General features: G+C 44.6%; 15 protein-coding genes, 2 tRNA genes and 1 pseudogene. 6 read left to right on the forward strand and 12 right to left on the reverse strand.

Annotated elements, in window-relative coordinates:
• Positions 1-3: 3 nt before the first annotated feature.
• From tssC to EXZ60_RS03255, 4 genes are all read right to left on the reverse strand, one after another.
• Positions 4-1,485 carry a type VI secretion system contractile sheath large subunit gene (gene tssC / locus EXZ60_RS03240; RefSeq protein WP_064625423.1) on the reverse strand — a complete coding sequence of 494 codons (1,482 nt, stop codon included), beginning with the start codon at positions 1,483-1,485 and terminating at the stop codon, positions 4-6.
• Positions 1,485-1,994 carry a type VI secretion system contractile sheath small subunit gene (gene tssB, locus EXZ60_RS03245; protein WP_013856682.1) on the reverse strand — a complete coding sequence of 170 codons (510 nt, stop codon included), beginning with the start codon at positions 1,992-1,994 and terminating at the stop codon, positions 1,485-1,487. The genes tssC and tssB overlap by 1 nt, the downstream gene beginning before the upstream one ends.
• A 69-nt stretch (positions 1,995-2,063) precedes the next feature.
• Positions 2,064-2,594 carry a type VI secretion system tube protein Hcp gene (locus EXZ60_RS03250; protein ID WP_013856681.1) on the reverse strand — a complete coding sequence of 177 codons (531 nt, stop codon included), beginning with the start codon at positions 2,592-2,594 and terminating at the stop codon, positions 2,064-2,066.
• Positions 2,595-2,620: 26 nt separating this feature from the next.
• Positions 2,621-4,012 (reverse strand): type VI secretion system ImpA family N-terminal domain-containing protein, encoded by a 1,392-nt coding sequence (locus EXZ60_RS03255; protein ID WP_064625425.1) that lies wholly within the window; start codon positions 4,010-4,012, stop codon positions 2,621-2,623.
• 674 nt (positions 4,013-4,686) lie between these two features.
• On the opposite strand from EXZ60_RS03255, the gene tssI reads away from it, so the two are divergent.
• The 4 genes and pseudogenes from tssI to EXZ60_RS03275 all read left to right on the forward strand — a co-directional run.
• Positions 4,687-6,678, forward strand: a complete 1,992-nt coding sequence (tssI, locus tag EXZ60_RS03260; protein ID WP_064625427.1) for a type VI secretion system tip protein TssI/VgrG — start codon at positions 4,687-4,689, stop codon at positions 6,676-6,678.
• The gene (locus EXZ60_RS03265; RefSeq protein ID WP_029189801.1) at positions 6,678-7,241 is read left to right on the forward strand and encodes a hypothetical protein; all 564 of its coding nucleotides are present in this window, start codon (positions 6,678-6,680) and stop codon (positions 7,239-7,241) included. Before tssI ends, EXZ60_RS03265 begins: the two co-directional genes overlap by 1 nt.
• A gap of 9 nt (positions 7,242-7,250) precedes the next feature.
• Positions 7,251-7,547, forward strand: a complete 297-nt coding sequence (locus EXZ60_RS03270; protein ID WP_013856676.1) for a PAAR domain-containing protein — start codon at positions 7,251-7,253, stop codon at positions 7,545-7,547.
• A 135-nt stretch (positions 7,548-7,682) separates the two neighbouring features.
• A pseudogene (locus EXZ60_RS03275) lies at positions 7,683-7,954 on the forward strand (IS481 family transposase); the annotation flags it as partial.
• A gap of 652 nt (positions 7,955-8,606) precedes the next feature.
• Here the strand turns inward: EXZ60_RS03275 and EXZ60_RS03280 are convergent.
• From EXZ60_RS03280 to EXZ60_RS03295, 4 genes are read right to left on the reverse strand one after another with little or no spacing between them, the layout of a single operon-like run.
• Positions 8,607-8,747, reverse strand: coding sequence for a hypothetical protein (locus tag EXZ60_RS03280; protein ID WP_019280941.1), 141 nt, complete (start codon positions 8,745-8,747; stop codon positions 8,607-8,609).
• Between the two features lie 8 nt (positions 8,748-8,755).
• Positions 8,756-9,094, reverse strand: a complete 339-nt coding sequence (locus tag EXZ60_RS03285) for a hypothetical protein (RefSeq protein ID WP_013856673.1) — start codon at positions 9,092-9,094, stop codon at positions 8,756-8,758.
• Positions 9,091-10,293, reverse strand: a complete 1,203-nt coding sequence (locus EXZ60_RS03290; protein WP_277435279.1) for a DUF3596 domain-containing protein — start codon at positions 10,291-10,293, stop codon at positions 9,091-9,093. The genes EXZ60_RS03285 and EXZ60_RS03290 overlap by 4 nt, the downstream gene beginning before the upstream one ends.
• Positions 10,286-10,522, reverse strand: coding sequence for a hypothetical protein (locus EXZ60_RS03295; protein WP_013856671.1), 237 nt, complete (start codon positions 10,520-10,522; stop codon positions 10,286-10,288). The genes EXZ60_RS03290 and EXZ60_RS03295 overlap by 8 nt, the downstream gene beginning before the upstream one ends.
• 100 nt (positions 10,523-10,622) lie before the next feature.
• On the opposite strand from EXZ60_RS03295, the gene EXZ60_RS03300 reads away from it, so the two are divergent.
• Positions 10,623-10,841 (forward strand): helix-turn-helix transcriptional regulator, encoded by a 219-nt coding sequence (locus EXZ60_RS03300; RefSeq protein WP_013856670.1) that lies wholly within the window; start codon positions 10,623-10,625, stop codon positions 10,839-10,841.
• Positions 10,842-11,269: 428 nt separating this feature from the next.
• On the opposite strand, the gene EXZ60_RS03305 is transcribed toward EXZ60_RS03300, so the two are convergent.
• Positions 11,270-11,346 (reverse strand) — tRNA-Val (locus tag EXZ60_RS03305).
• A 26-nt stretch (positions 11,347-11,372) separates the two neighbouring features.
• Positions 11,373-11,449: transfer RNA gene (locus EXZ60_RS03310), tRNA-Val, on the reverse strand.
• A 272-nt stretch (positions 11,450-11,721) separates the two neighbouring features.
• Between EXZ60_RS03310 and EXZ60_RS03315 the strand changes: the two genes are divergently transcribed.
• Entirely contained in the window at positions 11,722-12,783 is a 1,062-nt protein-coding gene (locus tag EXZ60_RS03315) for a GGDEF domain-containing protein (protein ID WP_277435280.1), read from the forward strand.
• Here EXZ60_RS03315 and EXZ60_RS03320 read toward each other — a convergent pair.
• Together EXZ60_RS03320 and pulA are read right to left on the reverse strand one after the other, a co-directional pair.
• Positions 12,771-13,442, reverse strand: coding sequence for a DUF2726 domain-containing protein (locus tag EXZ60_RS03320; protein WP_013856668.1), 672 nt, complete (start codon positions 13,440-13,442; stop codon positions 12,771-12,773). The genes EXZ60_RS03315 and EXZ60_RS03320 overlap by 13 nt on opposite strands.
• Before the next feature lie 319 nt (positions 13,443-13,761).
• On the reverse strand, positions 13,762-19,803 hold the full coding sequence (gene pulA, locus EXZ60_RS03325) for a pullulanase-type alpha-1,6-glucosidase (RefSeq protein ID WP_277435281.1): 6,042 nt from the start codon (positions 19,801-19,803) through the stop codon (positions 13,762-13,764).
• Positions 19,804-19,878 lie beyond the last annotated feature (75 nt).

A 19,878-nucleotide genomic window follows, 5' to 3' on the forward strand; every position in this document is an offset into this window, starting at 1 on the left:
GGATTAGCCAGGAATGTTCGCAACCATTCGTAGTGAAGTGGTTAGCTCTTCCATTTGCAGCCAAGGGCGTAAGTAAGCCACTGCAGAGTAAGCACCTGGGCGTCCAGCTTGCTCTTCTACCGTCACTTTCGCTTCAACCAATGGATGTGTTGCTTTCGCATCGTTACCAATCGCATTTGGGTTAACGTATTGATTAATCCAAGAGTTCAGCTCTTTCTCAACGTCATTTGGAGCTAGGTTTGAACCAATACGATCACGGCCCATGATTTTTAGGTACTGTGCGATTCGGCTGCTTGCCATTGTGTATGGCAGACGCGCTGAAATTGCCGCGTTTGCCGTTGCATCTGGATCTGTGTACGTTTTTGGTTTATGCGCAGTCTGAGCACCCATAAACACTGCGTAGTTGGTGCTTTTGTAGTGAACCAGTGGCAAGAAGCCAAGATCACTCAGCTCTTTCTCACGCTCATCCGTTAGGTTAACTTCTGTCGGGCATTGCTGTAGCAATTCACCGGCCTCAGAGTAGTGAGTGAAGTTTGGCAGGTTCTCTACTTTACCGCCGTTCTCAGTACCTCGGATCGCCGTGCACCAACCGTACTTGGTATATGCTTGAGTCATCAGAAGACCAAACTCATACGCCGCATTGCTCCAAACAAAATCGCAGTCTGAAGACACAATTTGCTGACCGTTGTCCCGAATTTGAAGTTCTTCAAATGCAAATGATTTAACTGGAACGGTTGCTGCACCGTAAGGAAGGCGAGCCATCGTTTTCGGTAGAGTCAGAGCAACGTAGCGCGAGTCATCGCTTTCACGGAATGCATTCCAGCTTGCATATGCTGGCGAATCAAAGCCTGCTGCAACTGGTTTGCCTTCAGAAAAGCTACTGAATGCCTTGAAGTCGAACATACTTGCATTCGCTGCAGCGACGAAAGGTGCGTGAGATGCAGAAGCGACTTCAGCCATGTAACGCAACAGGGCAACGTCTTCATCACCGTAACCGAATCCGTAGTCACCTAGCAATGCACCGTATGGCTGACCGCCCGCTGTTCCAAATTCTTCTTGATAAACCATATTGAAGAAACGGCTGCGATCGATCGCTGGTGCATCTTCAAACTGCTCTAGCAATTCGTCTTTGGTGTAATCCGCCAGTTTGATTTTCAGATCTGATCCTAGCTCGCTGTTTTTTACAAGCTTTTGCAAACCTAGCCATGAACCTTCCATTTTTTGGAACTCATCGTTTTGCATCACCGTTGACAACTGCTCAGAGATTTTGCTGTCTAGCGCGCTGATTGCTTTTTCAATCGTCAACGTTAGGTTCTTATCCCAAGTCACTGTACCTTCCAGTGCTTGAGAAGCCATGACGCTCAATAGCTCTTTTGTCGTATCTACTGGTGTTTGTGCTGTCGCGTTGATCGCTCGGTCAAGAAAGCTCTGCTTTGCTTCTGCTTCAGTAGTAGTACCTTGTACTGCTTGTTGTTCTACAGACATTATTCCGCTCCCTCTCTGCTCAAACCTAGTTCTTGAGCTAAACCATTGATGGCATCTGCGCTTTGCAGAACTTCTTTCAGTAGACGCTCAAGATCTCTCGAACGATCGGCTTTGCTTAAGAGTACTTTTAGCTGGTTACGTGTTTCAACCAACTGCTTAAGCGGCTCAATTTGATCAACTAAGTTCTCTGGGTGGAAATCTTTCATCGAACGGAAGCTCAAGTTCACTTCAAACTGGCTATCATCATTAGCAAGCTTGTTATCAACCTTGTACGAAAGACGCGGGTGAATTTGCCCCATCACTGTATCGAAGTTGTCTTTATCGATACCCGTGAACTCTCGCTCTTCTAAATCAACTTTTTCTGATTCTGGTTTGTGTCCTGAAAAGTCGCCAATGACGCCAACAACAAACGGCAGCTCTTTCGTCTCTACAGCGCCATTCGTTTCAACGTCATAGGTGATGCTGACACGGTTCTTACTAACGCGCTTATGTTGTGAGTTCAATGCCATAACGGTGTCCTAAAATGAGATATTCATGAAATAGACATGCCAATTAACGTGGCATGTCTAATGAAAGAATTACTTACCAGAAGTCATTTTCCCGGTCGGTAGGTCGTAAGTCACAACACCACCGCTTTGTAGTTCACCACCTTCTTTCTCATAGTGATGCTTCTGAGAAATAGAAGTGTAAGAAAGAGATAGGCTCTCGTACGGTTGAGATCCGTCAGTCCCGCTCACGTTGTAAGAAACTAAACGTGCTTTTTCTAGCTTAACTTGGAAGTAAACGTCTGCACCTTGACCATCGTTAGAAGGCTTAGTAAATGCAACCTCAACAGTTTTACCGTCTTTACCTGGGTTGAATAAATAAGACAGTAGGTCTTCAGAAGCACCATCGACTTCTTTAGTTACGCTAACTTCGCTTACGCCAACCATGCCTGAATCCGCATTGGTGCCGTTACCGATGTCCATAGCAACGTTACGAGCGCCACCCCAAGAGTAAGAGTTGATTGCAAACCAACCGTCATTTTTACCTTCAGCCGTTTCTAGCTGACCGATAGTCGCTGCGCCCTCAACTTGAAGACCGCTTACACGCATGTAAATACTTGCCATGATTTTTCCTTATTTTTTAAACACAATTACCAACTCAGAGCCGACGTAGCGGATGATTGTGGTTTTTGATCTTGCTTAGATTGGGTATCTACAGGGGAAGTCTGAGATACATGCTCTTCAACACTTCGCGGATCCGAAACGGAAGGCTTCGCTTGAGGTGTTTGGGGGCTTTCAATGCCCACCGTTGGAGTACTCACCTCCGGCAGCAAAACCTGATCGAGATGATTCAATCCGGCGGCATTAAAAATCGTACTAAGAGCGTCACCGTTTTGTTCCGACATCATTTCTCGCAGCAACTCAGGTAAGGATAAATATCCCCATCGAATCGCTTTTTCTAACAAAAATGAAATTGGGCTATGCGGTTCGCTCTGGCGAAAATAATCAGAGACTTCTCTCAACAAATGGAAAGCTAAGTCTCGGTTCATGTTGTTTAAATTACCCAGTTCAGAGAGGTTTCCTGCGTGTAAGTGTTGGCTTACGGTCTGAGCCTGCTCTGATGCCATCGGTATTCGCTCTATATGTTTTGTATCCATATGGCTTGGCAGCTCCCCTTCAGAAACTGAACTTTCGGCAACCTCTTGCTCTACTGTCTTGGCTTCCGCTTTCGGTGCTAACTTAATTCCACTTAGATGAACCAAAGCGTTTTCAACACGGGTAAGCAGTGACTTCGCAAATCCGAAGTTGGTACTTTGACTGCCTAGAGAATGACACTTAGTGCTCACCAACGCTGACAAACGATCTAATTGGGTGACACAACGTTTGGCGTTTTCCATCTTGAATTGAATCGCGAAACGCTCTTGCGCCACCGTGGTCGTAAGCATAGATTTCAGTTGGCTGATTTCGCCTTTTCTCTCTGCACTTTGAAAGTCAAAAAACGTCACTTCCCCGACTAAGGGCAGTTGCAGCACCGGCGCATAGAGAATCGAGCTTTCCTCGCTATCACCGACTAGTTGGAAAAATGCTTTAACTTTCGCATCTGCTTGCTCTCTTTCTTTGCCCTTATCATCATCAGATTTGAGCTTTTCAACTGGTAGTACAGGGTTGAGGTGATCCCAGTGCTTCTCACTTAAATCCGCTAACCACTCAAGGCTATTCGCAGCACTTTCTAATGTGGTATCGAGAAGGAATTGAGCAGCAACAAACCATGAGATGAGCTCGATATCTCTGGTTGTTTTTGAAAACTGTTCGTACAAACTGTCAGAGAGAATCTTCCACTTATTTAGACATGCCTCTTGTAACGCGTCTCTCTCGTCAGCACTAGGGTTTTGACTTAGCTTACGCAGCGCAGTTTGCGCGACATTAAATTCATTACGTAATGGGCGAAAAGCACTTTTTTCCAGTTTAAGATAAACGCCACAGATCGAATCATCACTCAGAGGTTTAGAAAGTTGCTCAATTTGATGCTTTGACAAAGGCATAGGTTCCTGCTCTGTTAGGTTGACTATTTGCTTAAGTGTCAATTAACTTCAATCGCTATTTCCTGTATTTTAAGATAAAGGAAAACGCTAGAGGCCTTGAGTTATTTCAACCAGAAAAATTTTTATTTTTGCAGCAAAACAACATCTACTAATATTGTTTCATACGAAGTGACATATTTGTCAATTTGCCAAGAGTGTATCTTTGAGGCGAATTATAGCAATGGCAATTTACGCCATATTTAGGCGACCTTTAGGTCATCCTACCTCTTTAAAAGAACACTATAAAAAGACATAAAATAACATATATTGTTGATTTTATTATGAGTTAATATAAAAAATACACGCAAACCCCTCATACATTAACAATATCTTAAATACTTCATCAGAGATGTTGTCATCATAAAAAATATGAATGCACAAGCTCACCGTCATTAAAAATGAAACAAACATAAAAATAACCACAAAGCAATCGATTACATATTATTCAGATAATAATTAAATAGACAAATTACCTTGAATTAAGGTCTAACTCGAAATATATTACATGTATAGAGCATGAAAGTTGATACCAATACAGCAAGTAATAATAGCATCAATTATTATGTGATAATTTCGAATATTCATCCAATAAACAGCCTTTTAGAACTGTTTATTTAATAGTGAATTAATTGAATATGAGCAGTAACGAATTAAAGCACCAAACCCGCTCCCTCACCATTAAGCTTTCAGATAGCAAAAGTTATATTGTCACGCAATTAATCGGAGAGGAAAGCGTATCCGGCGGGTGTCAGTTTTCCGTTTCCATCGCGGCAAACATGGAGATCGATACCAAAAACCTAGGTAAAGCTGTTTGTGTGTCTTACGAATTAGATTCTGGAAAGCGTTTTTTTTCAGGTATATGTAGCACTCTGCAATTCACAGGATATAGCAAAGACAAGCAGCAGTTTTATTATCAAATAGAGATATTGGATCCACTTAGCTTGTTGCAATACAAACGCAGTCGTCAGATTTTTCAAAACGTAACGACGAAACAGATCATTGAAAAGCTGCTAGAACAGGCTGATCTCAAAAGCTATTTTCACTTTTCCCTTTCCGGAAGTGGGAAAAATCATGAGTATTGTGTTCAACTTGATGAAACCGACCAAGCTTTTATACAACGCTTGTTAGCAAACGAAGGATGGCACTACCATGTACGCCATCAATACAATAAGTCGACAGTCTGCATTGGCGATTCAAATCAACGATTTGAGAAAATACCGGATCCAAAGTTAAGTTATCAAATAGGTGGCAACAATCAGCAACACGTACTAACAACGTGGAGTCAATCCCATCATGTTGGTAGTGGAAAGGTATCTGTCGCCGATCATACTCAAGATCTGGCTGAATTTTTTGATAGCGGCACCCGAAAAAGCACCAAAAGTTACGCGTCAACTTCATTGACACAAGAACTCTTTGCATTTGGTCACGAGAATAAAAATGAAGTCCGTGACGCAGCAAAAATGCATATGGAAGCGTTAGATCTTAGGAAGTCAGCCTCTCACTCATCATCGAATTTAGCGACGCTTGCTTGCGGCTATAAATTTGAACTAACGTACCATCCTCTCAGTTCAATGAACCAAGAGTACATCATCACTCATCTATCACATCGCCTATCCAGAGAAGAATCGAACAACGAAGTCGCTTATCAGAACCAGTTTTCTTGTATCCCTTCGTCACTGATTTTTCGTCCAGAAATATTTGACAAACCGCGTGTCCATAGCTTACATACCGCAACCGTCACCGGGCCTAAGGGAGAAGAGATTTACCGAGATAAATGGGGTCGAGTAAAAGTGCAATTTCACTGGGATAGAGGCGGAAAAAATGACGAAAACAGTTCATGTTGGTTGCCAGTATCGCAAGGGTTCGCCAGTAAGGGGTTCGGTTCTCAATTCACACCGCGCATTGGTGATGAAGTGATTGTGCAATACATTGATGGCGACCCCAATCGCCCTATCGTGACCGGCTCTTTATACAACAAAAACAGCGCAGCCCCTTACAGCTCGGATACTCAAAATGGCATCAAAACTCGTTCAACGCCTAAGGGCAGTAGCAAGCAAGGAAACGAACTGCGGTTTGAAGATCAAAAAGACAAAGAACAAGTGTATTTACATGCTGAAAAAGATTTGCTACTTGACGTAAATAACGACAGCCAGTCAACGATTAAAGGCATTAAAAAGACCCAAGTTGAGAAGAGTGCCACCTTAAGCGTTAAAGAACACATACAAGTCGAAAGTGATAAAACACTTACCGCCAAAAGTAAAGATAACTGGACGGGTGACAGTGAGAAAGATCTAAGCCTCAATGCCGCTTCCAACATCAATATTGCGGCTAAATCGACGGTCAGCGTTGATGGCAACCAAGTGTCGATCTGCGGTAAATCGAAGATCGAACTCAAAGTGGGCACGAGCAAAATCGAGATCAGCGCTAATGGTATTAAGATCGACGCTCCTCAAGTCTCTGTTTCAGGTAAAGCAAAAGCAGAGGTGAAAGCCGCAATGATCAATATTGAAGGCCAAGGGAAGGTCGATGTAAAAGCAGCGTTAGTGTCGGTTAACGGCAGCGCCATGACACAAATAAAAGCCGGGGCCATGGTGCAAATTCAAGGCGCAATTACAAAGGTAAATTGATGATGTTGATAAAGGTTCCCCACCAATCCGCGCAAGACATCTTAAGTGTCTACGAGCCGAATGCCGCATTCGCAGAGTTAGCAGGCGAAAATACTACACCTATCGATTTGATTTCTGTGGCGATGGAGCAAGAGCTGTTTGCCGATGCTGTGACTTTTCTTGCGCATGCTCTCCCAGTTCGTGAATCCATTTGGTGGAGCGTAACCTGCGCCGCTTCTCTGCATCACTGGAAAGAAGACGAAGCCAATGCCATTCGCGCAGCAAAAGCTTGGGTTTATACACCTGATGAAACAAGCCGCCGTTTTGCTGAACAAATGGCAGAAAAAGCGGGATTAGAAACCGGTGCTGGCTGGGCAGCTCAAGCGGCCTTTTGGAGTGGCGGCAGTATGATTAAACCAGAAGATCCTACCGTTCCCCCTCCCCCATACTTGTACGCACAAGCAGTCGCAGGATGCATTAACCTTTCAGCAGTCTTACCTGACGGTGAAGAAGCAAAAGAGCGCTATCAACAGTTTGTAGAAATGGGTCTAAACATCGCCTCCGGTGGAAACGGTCAACAATAGGGAAAGAACATGCTTCCAGCAGCCAGAGCAACAGACATGCACATGTGCCCGATGCAAACACCAGCAGTGGTGCCAATCCCTCACGTAGGCGGACCATTACTCCCTCTGCCAACAACAGTATTAATCGGCAACCTACCAGCTGCCACTCTAGGACAGATATGTGTTTGTGTCGGCCCTCCAGATAGCATAGTTAAAGGAAGTGCAACCGTGCTGATTAACAATAAACCCTCAGCGCGCATGGGCGACCTTACTGCCCACGGTGGGACTATCGTGATGGGGATGCCAACTGTCTTGATTGGAGGGTAATTACATTTCACTCTAGTTAAATAGGTGGATGAACCGCACCATTTACACTCAACATCAATTAAAACAAGGTTGAAAAATGTAAAGTTTAATGAAGTGTGTGATTCATAGACATTCTTTCAACTACAATGGATTTCGATGAAAAGAGAAATCCAACAAAGATTACCATGGGTAAATTTGTATGAGGAATGTTGTGATGTAAACCTTGTCTGCTACCGCTTTGGTATTTCCAGACAGACATTACTACCGTGGCATCAGGATATGTGCAGTGCAGAATCACTGGTCTGGAAAATCGGAGCAAGCGTCCTCATTCTTCTCTAGGTGCCGAGCTAAGAGAATTGATACTTGAGAGACGTGGAGAACGTAATATAGGGACTACACGTTTACGAATGAAATTAATCCGACTTCACCCGCCACTGAGGGTCGCATTATACCGTTCTGCCAACTCCTTGATTGAGACCCTTGTCGAACGATGGACCCTCCACGATTGAGCCGTCTTAGTGATTTTCTTCATCGCTTTCTTTGAAGCTCCTGGTGCACATTTTCGAACCAGTTCACCCTTGAAATTTTTCAACGTTCGCACCCTAAAGTCATACCCCTGAAACGTGAATACTTTCTTCACATTCCAACGTAGGAAGGTATCTATGTAGACAATATTTGTCTTGCTTTCATATACGAGCAGTAACACACCAGATCATCCCAGAGAAAAAAGAAGAAATGCGGGCGGCATAAAATTTAACTTGAGGCGACAACTAGCTTGAAAAACTCCGTCGTGAAGTAGTCTCTGTGGTCGTCTTTAGTGATCCCTGTGTCTTCTCTGTAATAGGTTGACGGATTTCGCCATTCCAGCTAGGCGGACAAGTAACCTCTGAATTGGCGCAATCCGCCATACGGGTTTGGCCCAAACAACCAATCAAGTTTGGCTCATCAATCCAGTAGTAAATCCGGTACGACACCCCTGTTTTTTTCTCCATCAGAATACCCAGTCTTCTCAACTTGGAACAAGCCGTATCTATCTCTCGGCGGGTCATTCCCATTTTTTCGCCCCACTCTTTAATCGATTTAATCAAACCACCGATCAGCATCTTTGGTGCGTTTTGACCAGTACAACGCCTGACTGAACAGTAAAGCACCGGTAATACCGATGCCCAACTGAACAAACGTACGATGAAAAGCTATGGGACGGTCTAAGTAGTCCAACATATGCTCACCTACCCAAACATACCCTGAGTATCACGTCGGCCTTTCCACTCTTTGAAAAAATTATCGAGCCGATGTTGTATCAAATCCATGATTAAATCCGGTGACACACGCCCGGCTGTAAAATGATAATGTAGTAACACATTCATCACCCCAGACGCCAACGCTTCAATCATTCCCTCTTCATCCTGTATGGCACTGGATACCGGCTCTAGTCGTACACGGATTTGTATTTTCACTTCTGACTTAAACGCCAGAATATCGGGCGTGGTGTAGCGAAAGAAATGACCCTGATTTAATACATCCAGACATAAACTGGTGCAATGAACGGTCATGGTGTTGTATTTCATTGATTTCTCTCCTTCAACTGCGTCAGTAAGCGTTCAAATGCTGAACCATCCTGACGAGTCAGGTTAGGAACGTAACGACTGTAGATTTCGAACAACATTTTTGTGTTGGAATGCCCCATCTGACGAGCTATCCATTCTGGCGCTTCCCCTGCTGCTAACCAGAGTGTCGCGGCAGTATGTCGAGTTTCGTAGGGACGACGATAAGGTAAACCCATTTTCTTTAAAGTTGGCTTCCAGACCCGATCTCGAATGTTACCTTTATCTAATGGATTACCTTCGGCGTTACAAAAAACGAACTCTCCTGCCCCAGTGACTTCTTTCTGACTTTTGAGCGCTTCTAACACTATACTCGACATATGAATATCACGAGCGGAGCCCAGAGTTTTGGTGGTATCCATCTTCCCCTGGACATAGGTTTCACGAACACTAATAACCCCAAGACGAAAATCCACATATCGCCATTTCAGACCATCGATTTCAGAAGTGCGCATGCCGGTAAAAAAGCGCACCAGAAAGTAATTGCGATAGTCAACTTTCACCGCATTTAAGAAATCCATCACTTCTTCCAAAGTAAACGGATTCACGTCGCGCTTTTCTACTCGCAATGGTTTGATGTTTTCAAACTGGGAACGAAACCCATAACGATCTGCAGCTTCACGTAGAATCATCCTAAGAGGTGTCATTACATGATTGACAAAGTCAGTAGACAGCTTGGTTCCATCCGGTTTAGTCTGCATTAACTTTGCGCGGTACTTGAGGATGTCTGGCCGCTGAATTTGATCGACATCCACATCACCAAACTCTGGCACTAGATAACCAAACAGATACACTTTCATGCTATTTACATAACTCGTTTTCCAACGGACTTCATTTTCTCCGAACCATTCATGGGCAAAATCTTCGAATGGAATGCTGGTAATTCCCTGCGAAGCCGTTTTATAAGCACCGAGCAACTCTTCCTTCTTCCGCCGAGCTTGGATATCTTGTTTAACAAACTTTGATGCATTTTTTGACTCTGGAAAGTATTCACTGTAAACAAAACAGCCTAAACGGATATCTGCATCGATCTGGTTTAGAAGTTTAGTTAATTTTCGGCGATTGTTAGGGTTATCAGCCAAAAGTGTCTGCTCACGACAGCGAATATTATGATGACGGAAATCCATAAATAGCTTATCACCACGAGCCCTAATACTAGCCATAACATACCCTCCCCGCTGCCATTGGAATATAAACGGCATTTCGTGTCGCACTTTGATATAATTCCGCTTCAACCTCTTCCCATATGTAAAGAATTTTTCTACCATTGAAAGGTCGAATGTAATGTTTACCTTCGATGAATACTGAGTCTCGCAGCCTTGAATTGATGTAGTTGCCGCTAAATTTAATCCGAGCTGCGAGTTCTTTTACTGTGAGTAGTGTTTGGTCCATATTGACCTCCATTTTTGTGTTTTATCAGGACACATAGTCAATATAGATGAATCAAGGTGTCCCATCAAGACACTAAAATAAATCATTTTGGAATATCACATTGATTCGTTATAACCTAAAACAATTAATAGAAAAAAAATCTCTGCAAGAAGGGCGAAAAGTTTCTGGAGCTGAGATAGCCAATGAGATCGGCATTCAAAGATCTACGATGGCCAAAATGATTCGTGATGAAGGGTATATAACGACAACCAAAACTCTTGATTCTCTATGTCGGTATTTTGGTTGCCGTATCGAAGAATTAGTGACTTACGAAGATTAAATGCTGATTGATATTCGTGGCATCTTCTTTAGGGGTGGCCAGGGGACTATAGCTCAAAAATAATTTTTGGTAAAAATACAAGCAAAGTGAAATCACGCCGTAAATTCAACCTGTGCACATATCTCCTCAAAACGCCATCCTATATACTATGTCAGTTTAGGTACTTAAGCTAAAAATTGTTCGGTCAAACAAAATCCAGATCTTACTAAATCAAACCACATTTCCAGCGAGGAAAAAACGGCGAGGGCACCGAATAGGCACAATGGTGCCCACAGGTGCCCATGGCGACAATAGTCAATAAAATTTACGTGAATAAAACAGAATAAATATTTGAGTAAAAGAAGAGAAATAACAGAGAGTGTACAAGTATACTTTACAGGCTTCAGAAACAATAAAACCCGCTAATATGCGGGTTTTATTGAGAAATTTGGTGGGTCCGGGCGAACTCGAATCGCCGACCCCCGCCATGTCAAGGCGATACTCTAACCAACTGAGCTACGGACCCAAATTTACATATATATTCAATTTTGATGGTGCGTCCGAGTGAACTCGAATCACCGACCCCCACCATGTCAAGGTGGTGCTCTAACCAACTGAGCTACGGACGCATATCTTCAGAACGGAGTGGATATTAACGGCTGTTTTTGCTGTGTGCAAGTCTATTTTCTTTGTTTTTGAGCCAGTTGGCTTATCTATCACCAGCTTGTCTGTTTTTTATTCACAACTCTGGGTTTAAGCACAATAACCGGATTAACAATAGATGTAAGCTGTCCAATTTATTTCATTGTATAAGTTATGTGAGATTATCCATTGATTCGGACCAATTATCTCGTACTATAAGCTTTATCAATATCTTCGATATGCAATACGGTGACGTAACATGGATGTGCGATTATTCAATCATTCTCATCATTTGAGAGCCTCTGTACTTTGTGGGTTAAGCTTACTGCTAACCGCTATTGCATTTTTCTTCGTCCTATTTAACGTTTTTTACACTTACAGCTACGGGCTAGCAGCATTAGAATTTATCTTCATGTGCTACTCCTATTACGTTTACTTGATTGCAAAACAACAAGCACATTCAGTCACTCACATTCGTGTCTACGTTTATTTTCTGATCTTTATTATCAGCGCAGGGACTTTTATCCAGCCTTTAAGTAATGGTCTATTTTTATGGACCACGTTTTTCCCAGTACTTTTTTACCTATTGCTAGGGGTTAAGCATGGCCGCCTCGCTACGGGCATCGCACTCATTCCGCAACTGTTCAACATTTATTATCAAGCCTTATGGAATGAAGCTTATGATCCAATCCCGTTGATGATCAATCTGCTTCTTTGCTACTGCGGAATTTGGACAGTGGCTCATATTTTTGAATCTAGCCGTAAAAAAACCGAAAACTCACTACGCTATCTTGCTTCTCGTGATGCGTTGACGGGCTCTCACAATCGTTTAGCACTCACTCATGCCTTCGCTCACTTTGTGCAAAATAAGGTAGATACCACTTTATGTCTTCTGGTGATTGACCTTGATTATTTTAAGCAAGTCAATGACACCCATGGGCATGATGCCGGTGATAAGGTGCTGATCGATACGGCGCAGGTAATGTCTCAAATTGTGGGCGACGATAACCTCTACCGTATCGGCGGGGAGGAGTTTTGTGTGACTTTGTTTAATAACAGTATCGCGCAAGCCGAACATGTGGGAGAAAAATTACGCGAAGCGATTAATCAACATTTGTACGCTTATGGCTCGAAGCGAATCCAACTGACCTTAAGTGTCGGTATTTGTGAATACCGTGAAGGTGACAAGTTGGATGTACTACTGAAATTAGCCGATGTTGAGCTTTATAAAGCGAAGAAAAATGGACGTAACCAAGTTTGTATTTGCCAAATCAATGACACAGTGGATGATTCGACACTTTGGATTTCTCAGAGCTCTTGATCCTCGCCTACTTCATACACCACATTATAATTTTCAGTATAGGTACACTGTGGTTGACGGCTACACGTAAAGAATCGTCGACCTTTGAATTCGCCTTGGCTGGCAATTTTTATCACCATTGGGCTGCCACATTTTTTGCAAAAACGCACTTCTTTATCGGTTTCGATCAAATCAATATGCGCGGCCAGTAACCTTCTTAGTTTACTCACTTGATAGCTGTGTTTGATGTTCGCACCAATCAATGGAATGTTGGCAGACTTACACACATGCATCAGCAATTTTTCACGCTCTACCTTGCCTTTATGCAGTTCTTTTCCGTTATCCAACTCGATGATAACTCGCGGCTCTAGGGTTCTTGCATCACACACCACAAAATCAAAATAGTTTTTGGCGATTCGGTTATTGGCGATAAACCACTGCTTTTTATTCAAGTTTGCCGCTGGGGTAACCACGTTGGCCATTGAAACTTTAGCCAACACCACACCGTGTTCCCCTACTGCAGATTTCAGTGCGTTATGAAAGGCGCCTTCCGACATATTGAGTAACGCCCCTTTCTTCTTATAAGCGTAATCTTTGGTATCGTCGTGTTTGATCACGTACTTTTGGATAAAGACAAAAAACAGCACCAGCAGTGCAACAATGATAAAAATGTTGGTCATACGATAAAAACCATTTTGAAGTAATTAGCTAACTCGCTAATTAATAAACGAAGTACCGCCCAAAGGCCAGTTTATTACTATGGATTTGTTGAAGAGGGTGACCTAATCCACATGGCAGCAGGCTCTCTTGTAAGCTGAATCTAGAATGTGTACCAGAGTGTCATTCAGGTTGATAAGCTACGCCAATGAGTGAAATGTCGCAACTTGTGTTTTCTGTCAATGGACAATGACCAAACGAGAGGCTCATTAATGAGAGCCTTAGTAGGAAAAAGTAGAGAAGGAAAAAGCTCGCCGCAGCGAGCTTTTATTGCTTTAACGATTAATCCAGTCGAAGTAAGCGACCAGTTAAAGCCGGAACGATGATTGTCGTTGTGCCGATTTGCGTGGCGATCGTCTCATCAGTCATTAAATCCTTCAATTGAGTCGCAGCTTTTACGCTTCCCATATCAAGAGATAATCTCCGCTCCGCAGTGCTGGTGTTCAGCACATAGAGGATCTGCTCATCACCGTACACTTTGAGATCCGCGTACAAACTCTCGTCAATCCACACATTACGCCGCTCCCCTTTAGCCAGGGACGGGTATTGGCTGCGCAGTCGCATTAATTGACTGACGCTGTTTTTCAGCGCTTGCTGTTGTGGTGATAAGCTTGAACCATCTACTTTGCCACTAGAACGAGCAACGTGATCATCACACAAACCAACGGCAGCACAATTTTGTGTCACTTGCGCTGCAAAGTTTTCGACTTCATCCCCAATCTCTTCACCATAGTAAAGCGTGATTGGCCCAGAATAAGCAGCAAGAAAACTGAACGCGGCAAGATGTCGCGCATAATAATCGCCTAAATTACCTCGTTGGATCAGGTCACCAAAACGAACCAAATCATGATTACCTAACATTAGATTTGGCATGGCGTGATAAGGCGATTTCGCTCGGTTATTCCAACTGGCTTCTAGACTCAGAGCATTGCCGCTTGCGCCAGATTCTTCCACTGCTAATGCTTGCATCACACCATAGCGTAAAGGAAAGTTGAAGGCTGAGGAGAGCGCTGGGTTTGCATCACTGCCATACGCAGTTAGGGTAATGTCATCAGCCCCTTGCCACACTTCACCGACCATATAACCTAATGTGCCCCATGATTTCCCTGCATTAAGGTTATTTTGCGATGCTTGTTCAACCGCCGCGCGCAGCGAACGCCAGCTCTCAAGCGGGACTTGATACGCTTGGTCTAAACGCCAGCCATCAATGGCAAACTCACGGATCCAGTAGCTGGCAACTTCAGTGAAAAATGCATCACTCGCTTGGCTAGGATAAGTGACCAACTTGCCCGGATAACCACTTTCCCCGTCATGAAGCTGAGGCAACTTGCCGCTCGGTGACGCTTTCACGCCAACAGAGCTGGTGTGGCCAAATACGCCATCCAATAACACGTACAGCCCTTTGTCATGCGCACGATCAATCAGCTCTTTTAGTTTAGCGTTGCTGCCAAAGTTAGGATCTACGTTGAAATAATCACACGCAAAATAGCCAGTAGCGTCAAGCTTATCATCGCCATTTTGACCCGCACAGGAATCAAATACTGGCGTTAACCACAACGCATTAACGTTCAAGCTAGCAATATAATCCAAGCTATTGATGATGCCTTGCAAATCACCACGGTGGTGCGAGTTGCCGTAACCAACGCCGTAATCAGCGTTTGGATCTCCATCAACAAAGGATTCCACCATCACTTGATAAATTCGCAAATCACAAGCGGGGTTATTGTCTTGATAACACGCGTAGTCAACACCCATATCCACAACGCCAACCACCAGTTGCGATGTGTTGGATGCATCCAATGTGAACTTCCAAACACCTTGCTCTGTTACGGTAAGCTTGATATTGCCATTTCCTGCATTTTCCAATGTCGCGGAACCGCTAGCGATACTAAAACCACCGAAACCCAGGTTTAGTGTGCTCCAATCTTCAGAAGCAATTTTGAATTCATACACTCCGGGAGTCAGATAACCTTCAAACGTGTAGAGACCATTTTGCTGATAGGATAATGGATTTGAAACTCCCCAACCGTTCATCGAACCACGCACGTACACCATGGTTGAACCATAAGGTGCCACATCAATTGGTGGCGCATCAATGCTTAAGCCAGCACCCTGCTCGCCCTTTTGTGGCATCACAAACACAGCCGCGGTTAAGGCTGGGACGGTAAAGCGGCCATTGTTAAACTGGCTCTCTTTGACGCGCACATCTTGTGCTGTGCGTAAAACAGGATGTAATTCAAAGCGCTGCGCGTTCGGAATTACCACACTTTGCTCGACGCTATTAGCGTTGATGGCGACAACGATGGCCTCAACGTTAGGGTCGAGATCCGCACCGGCTGAAACACCATCATTCACCGACATCACTATCATGCCAGGCTGAGCATTTGGCCCCGTATTATGGAAACGAACACGATTTAACACTTCTTGCTCAGAGATGAGCTTGAGCAACGGTGTTTGCGCACGAATCGCCAGCAAGGCTTTGAAGGCATTGTCTGTCCATGCGATATCTTGCGCGGAAGCTACCGTATTGGGGTTGGCTATCACACTTTGAATCGCACTCCAGTTGGCCTGATCTTTGTCTGCTCTTGGCAAGCCGACATTCCAGTTGTTGGTCTGCTTGCTAAAGTCAACACGGTTGTACCAATCACCACTGTCGTAACTGTCGCGCGCCATCGATTTTGAGCGAAGTAGTTCTGACCCCATATGGAAAAAAGGAACACCTTGCCCAAGCATTACTGGCGCAAGACCAATGATCTGCATGCGCGCTCTATCCGCTGAGCTGGTTTCTGCTTTTGCTTTATATTGGTTGAAGTCCCACAGGGTTTGATTGTCGTGTTTAGAGACGTAGTTAATCGACTCTTGTGGGTCAAGTGTATAGGCCGCGCCTTGACCACCGTATTGGAAATCACGGCCAAGCACTGTCATGCCGCTGGCGGTTTGCAATGGATAGGCTTGTAAATTGCCAGCCATGCCATAGCGAATTAAGTCCATTTTCGATTTCAGCTCATCACTAAATCGATCACCTGCATTAGCAAAACCCGGAGTGGTTAATAACGCCTCACCGCTATCAAATGGACCACCGCCCCGCACACCGTCACGTAAGCGGTCGTTATAAGTCCCTATCCCCGTTCCAGCCATTGGCCATTGCGTGGCATTTTCACCTCTGGCACCGTTGGCGACTTCACCAAAGTTCCAGCCTTCACCATAGAACCAAGTGTCAGGATCAACCGTTTTCGCCGCCTCATAAATCTTGAGCATGCTTGATTTCATCAAGTGTCCCATCAGATCGAAACGGAAACCGTCGATTTTGTAATCTTGCGCCCACATCGTGACGCTATCGGCCACCAGTTTCTCGAACATACGGTTTTCTGAAGCGGTATTGTCACAGCAGCTAGAATTTTCAACCGCACCTGTGATGGGGTTCAAGCGGTGGTAATAACCGGGCACGGTTTTATCCAGTACTGATTTGTCATACAAACCTGACGAATAGGTATGGTTGTAGACCACATCTTGCACGACTCGAAAACCAAGCTGATGCAGTTTTTGCACCATTTGGCGGTGCTCTTTCACCCGTGACACACCATCACTTTGCACTGCATAACTGCCTTCTGGCGCGCTGTAATGGAATGGATCATAACCCCAGTTGAAGCTGTCAAGCGGCCGCACATCCGCAAGTAATGCTTGTGCTTGCGGTGTATTCGGGTCGGTTTTTTCCAACAAAGAAAGTATGGTCGCGCTCATCGACGTGCCATCAGAACAGAGCGAGGCTTGCGGGTTAATACCACACAGTTTGGCGACCGTATCATTAAGATCGACCCGCTTTTGCTCATCTTCCGGAATCGACGCTAAATCATAGCTTGGCAGTAAGTGAATGGTGGTTAAACCCGCTTGTTTTAAACTTTTCAGGTGCGCAACACTGTCACGTTCTTCTTCCAAGAAGGCAAGGTACTTACCGTTGTATTCCGCTGTTCCTTTGCTATCACTGTTGCTGAAGTCACGAATGTGTACTTCATAAAGAATGTTATCTTCAGGATGACTCAGTTCAGGAATAATTTGAGTATCCCAATCGTCCGGTTTTGACTCTGCTGCGGTTAAGTCCACCAATTGAGAATAAAGGCTGGATGTGCTGAGCGATTGCGAATACGGGTCGGTCGTCATCATCCATTCAAGTTGCGCCGTTTTAGGATGGTAGGCCTGCACGCGGTAACGATAGAAACTGTTTTTCAGCGAGCGCTCACCTTGATAATGCCAAACTCCGGTGTTGGGATCTTCAACCATCGGCTGAGGGGAGGTACTGCGAAGGGTTTTATCTTGATCATACAGATACAACTCCACTTGCTGCGCGGTCGGAGCCCATAGCGCAAAATGCGCGCTATCACCCTCTATCCAAGCGCCAAGTTTCGCTTCATCGGCATCATCGCTGCCAGCCGTGTAAAGATTATCGACTATTCCTGGGATCTGTACTTTTGTTGCAACCAGTACTTTGCCTTCAGCATCTCTCGCTACTGTGAGTAGCTGAGTTTTCAACAGCGCTTTAGCTTGTTCATTGCTCACATCCAATGTGAAGGCTGTTCGACCCGCTAAATGTGGAAAATGCGCATTATTGGTCACGCCTGACAAGGCTAATGGGTAATGAATGAATTGTTCAGGATGGGCGATATCACCATTGCCTTGTGCGCGGCTCCAAAGCTCATAGCTTGCCGCTTCGCTGTGATCGAACCACGCCAGTTGATTTACCGCAAGCCAATGTGCAGCTGCGCCCTCAATGGCAACTTGAATTTGCTCATTCGGAGAATAGTTCAACACCGCACTACCGTGGCGCGTATAAAGCGTATTGCCTTTGACAAAATCCAGCACTAAATCATCGCCGCCCAGCGCTTTATCATTGCCACTGTGCACAATAAAGTTCATGCAGTTGCCATGTTCTGCTTTAAGTGGAATGCGATATATCGCTCCATAAATCGGGTCGATTTCTGAGGCTAAGTAAGGATTTCCCCAATCCACGCCATTAAGCGCAGATTCAGAAACAGAATCACAGCTACCGTTGTTCCAAAGGTGTAGTCCCCAGCTGTCATAATTATTGTCATCACGCAGGTAGTAAATAATCGCTTCTTGATAAGTTGGGGTCGGCTCGGTTGTCGAGTTATCCGCCTGTTTCGGTTGTGGATCAATGCTGTCGGGGATGCCATCACCGTCATCGTCGCTTGAGGCAAAATCCCCTAGCCCATCGTTATTGGTATCAAGGCTTTCTAAGCGATCTCGTGGGAATACATCCTGCGCGTTGCTCACGCCGTCACCATCAATATCGTCATCTTCGCTATCGGCAATACCGTCACTATCAAGATCAGCAGGAACGCTTGAAACATCATTGGCGTCCGTTCCTAAACGCGCTTCATCGGCGTTGCTCCACCCATCACCATCAATATCATCATCTTCGACATCCGCAATGCCATCGCCATCGAGATCGGCAGCAAAGCTTAAGGCGTCATAAGGGTCTGTCCCTAATCGCCATTCAGTTTCATCAGGCCAGCCATCGTTGTCATCGTCTAGGTCTGCGTGATCGCCAATGCCATCATTATCGGAGTCAATACTCTCTTGGATGTCGTAAGGAAAGTGGTCAATCAAATCGGCTACGCCATCTCTATCGCTATCAAAGCCAATAACAGGCTCACCATTTTCAAGCATCAGTGTTTTATCGCGAATATCGCTCTTTTCTCGCTGCGCTTTTTTGATCTCATCGCCAAACCGTTTACTGGCTTTTTTCAAGGTATTGGCCAATTCAGGCAAGCTGGAGTCATCGATAGTAGCAGGTAGCAGTTGCGCTAGCGCTTTAGCAGATTGAGCAACCAAGATGTGGTTATCGACATAATCCGCTTTGACATCCAAAGTTGGAATACGCAGCGCCTTTTTCAGCTCAGCCAACGCTTTACTCTCTCGCTTACCATTTTGCATCTGCACGCTGAGGTAAGTCGTAAAAGGGCTGATCACCGGATAATTTGCTGGCGCCATCATTAAATAATTGCGCGCCGTTTTGACGGTGGGAATATCTTGGTCAACGGTTTTTCCCTTGATAGCAGAAGCCATCAGATAATAATTTTTTACGTCACCACGCAGCCCCGCCACGTTAATTTTTGCGATACCTTTTTGGTCGGTATACGCTTGAGGTTCGTTTTGTTCAAATTGACGATTGCCGTTCACATCCAGCCAAACTTGGGCATTGGTTAAATACCCATCCATGACTTGAACGTCTAACGAGTCATTACAACCCGCTAGCATACCAATTGAAGCAAACGCTAAAGTCATTCTCGTTAGGTTTGTTTTCATTGTTGTAATCCGTTTTATAACGTTAGTGCTCGTCCTGCTCTCACTGCTGGCAGAAAACCTATAAATCAGTAGACA

The organism is Vibrio sp. 1151_11, from assembly GCF_029478525.1.
In the GTDB taxonomy this organism is placed as follows: Bacteria; Pseudomonadota; Gammaproteobacteria; order Enterobacterales; family Vibrionaceae; genus Vibrio; species Vibrio anguillarum.

What these genes read in the sequence shown, in the direction of transcription:
- tssC (WP_064625423.1), bottom strand. Translation starts at nt 1,485, where the DNA reads ATGTCTGTAGAACAACAAGCAGTACAAGGTACTACTACTGAAGCAGAA.
- tssB (WP_013856682.1), bottom strand. Translation starts at nt 1,994, where the DNA reads ATGGCATTGAACTCACAACATAAGCGCGTTAGTAAGAACCGTGTCAGC.
- EXZ60_RS03250 (WP_013856681.1), bottom strand. Translation starts at nt 2,594, where the DNA reads ATGGCAAGTATTTACATGCGTGTAAGCGGTCTTCAAGTTGAGGGCGCA.
- EXZ60_RS03255 (WP_064625425.1), bottom strand. Translation starts at nt 4,012, where the DNA reads ATGCCTTTGTCAAAGCATCAAATTGAGCAACTTTCTAAACCTCTGAGT.
- tssI (WP_064625427.1), top strand. Translation starts at nt 4,687, where the DNA reads ATGAGCAGTAACGAATTAAAGCACCAAACCCGCTCCCTCACCATTAAG.
- EXZ60_RS03265 (WP_029189801.1), top strand. Translation starts at nt 6,678, where the DNA reads ATGATGTTGATAAAGGTTCCCCACCAATCCGCGCAAGACATCTTAAGT.
- EXZ60_RS03270 (WP_013856676.1), top strand. Translation starts at nt 7,251, where the DNA reads ATGCTTCCAGCAGCCAGAGCAACAGACATGCACATGTGCCCGATGCAA.
- EXZ60_RS03280 (WP_019280941.1), bottom strand. Translation starts at nt 8,747, where the DNA reads ATGTTGGACTACTTAGACCGTCCCATAGCTTTTCATCGTACGTTTGTT.
- EXZ60_RS03285 (WP_013856673.1), bottom strand. Translation starts at nt 9,094, where the DNA reads ATGAAATACAACACCATGACCGTTCATTGCACCAGTTTATGTCTGGAT.
- EXZ60_RS03290 (WP_277435279.1), bottom strand. Translation starts at nt 10,293, where the DNA reads ATGGCTAGTATTAGGGCTCGTGGTGATAAGCTATTTATGGATTTCCGT.
- EXZ60_RS03295 (WP_013856671.1), bottom strand. Translation starts at nt 10,522, where the DNA reads ATGGACCAAACACTACTCACAGTAAAAGAACTCGCAGCTCGGATTAAA.
- EXZ60_RS03315 (WP_277435280.1), top strand. Translation starts at nt 11,722, where the DNA reads ATGGATGTGCGATTATTCAATCATTCTCATCATTTGAGAGCCTCTGTA.
- EXZ60_RS03320 (WP_013856668.1), bottom strand. Translation starts at nt 13,442, where the DNA reads ATGACCAACATTTTTATCATTGTTGCACTGCTGGTGCTGTTTTTTGTC.
- pulA (WP_277435281.1), bottom strand. Translation starts at nt 19,803, where the DNA reads ATGAAAACAAACCTAACGAGAATGACTTTAGCGTTTGCTTCAATTGGT.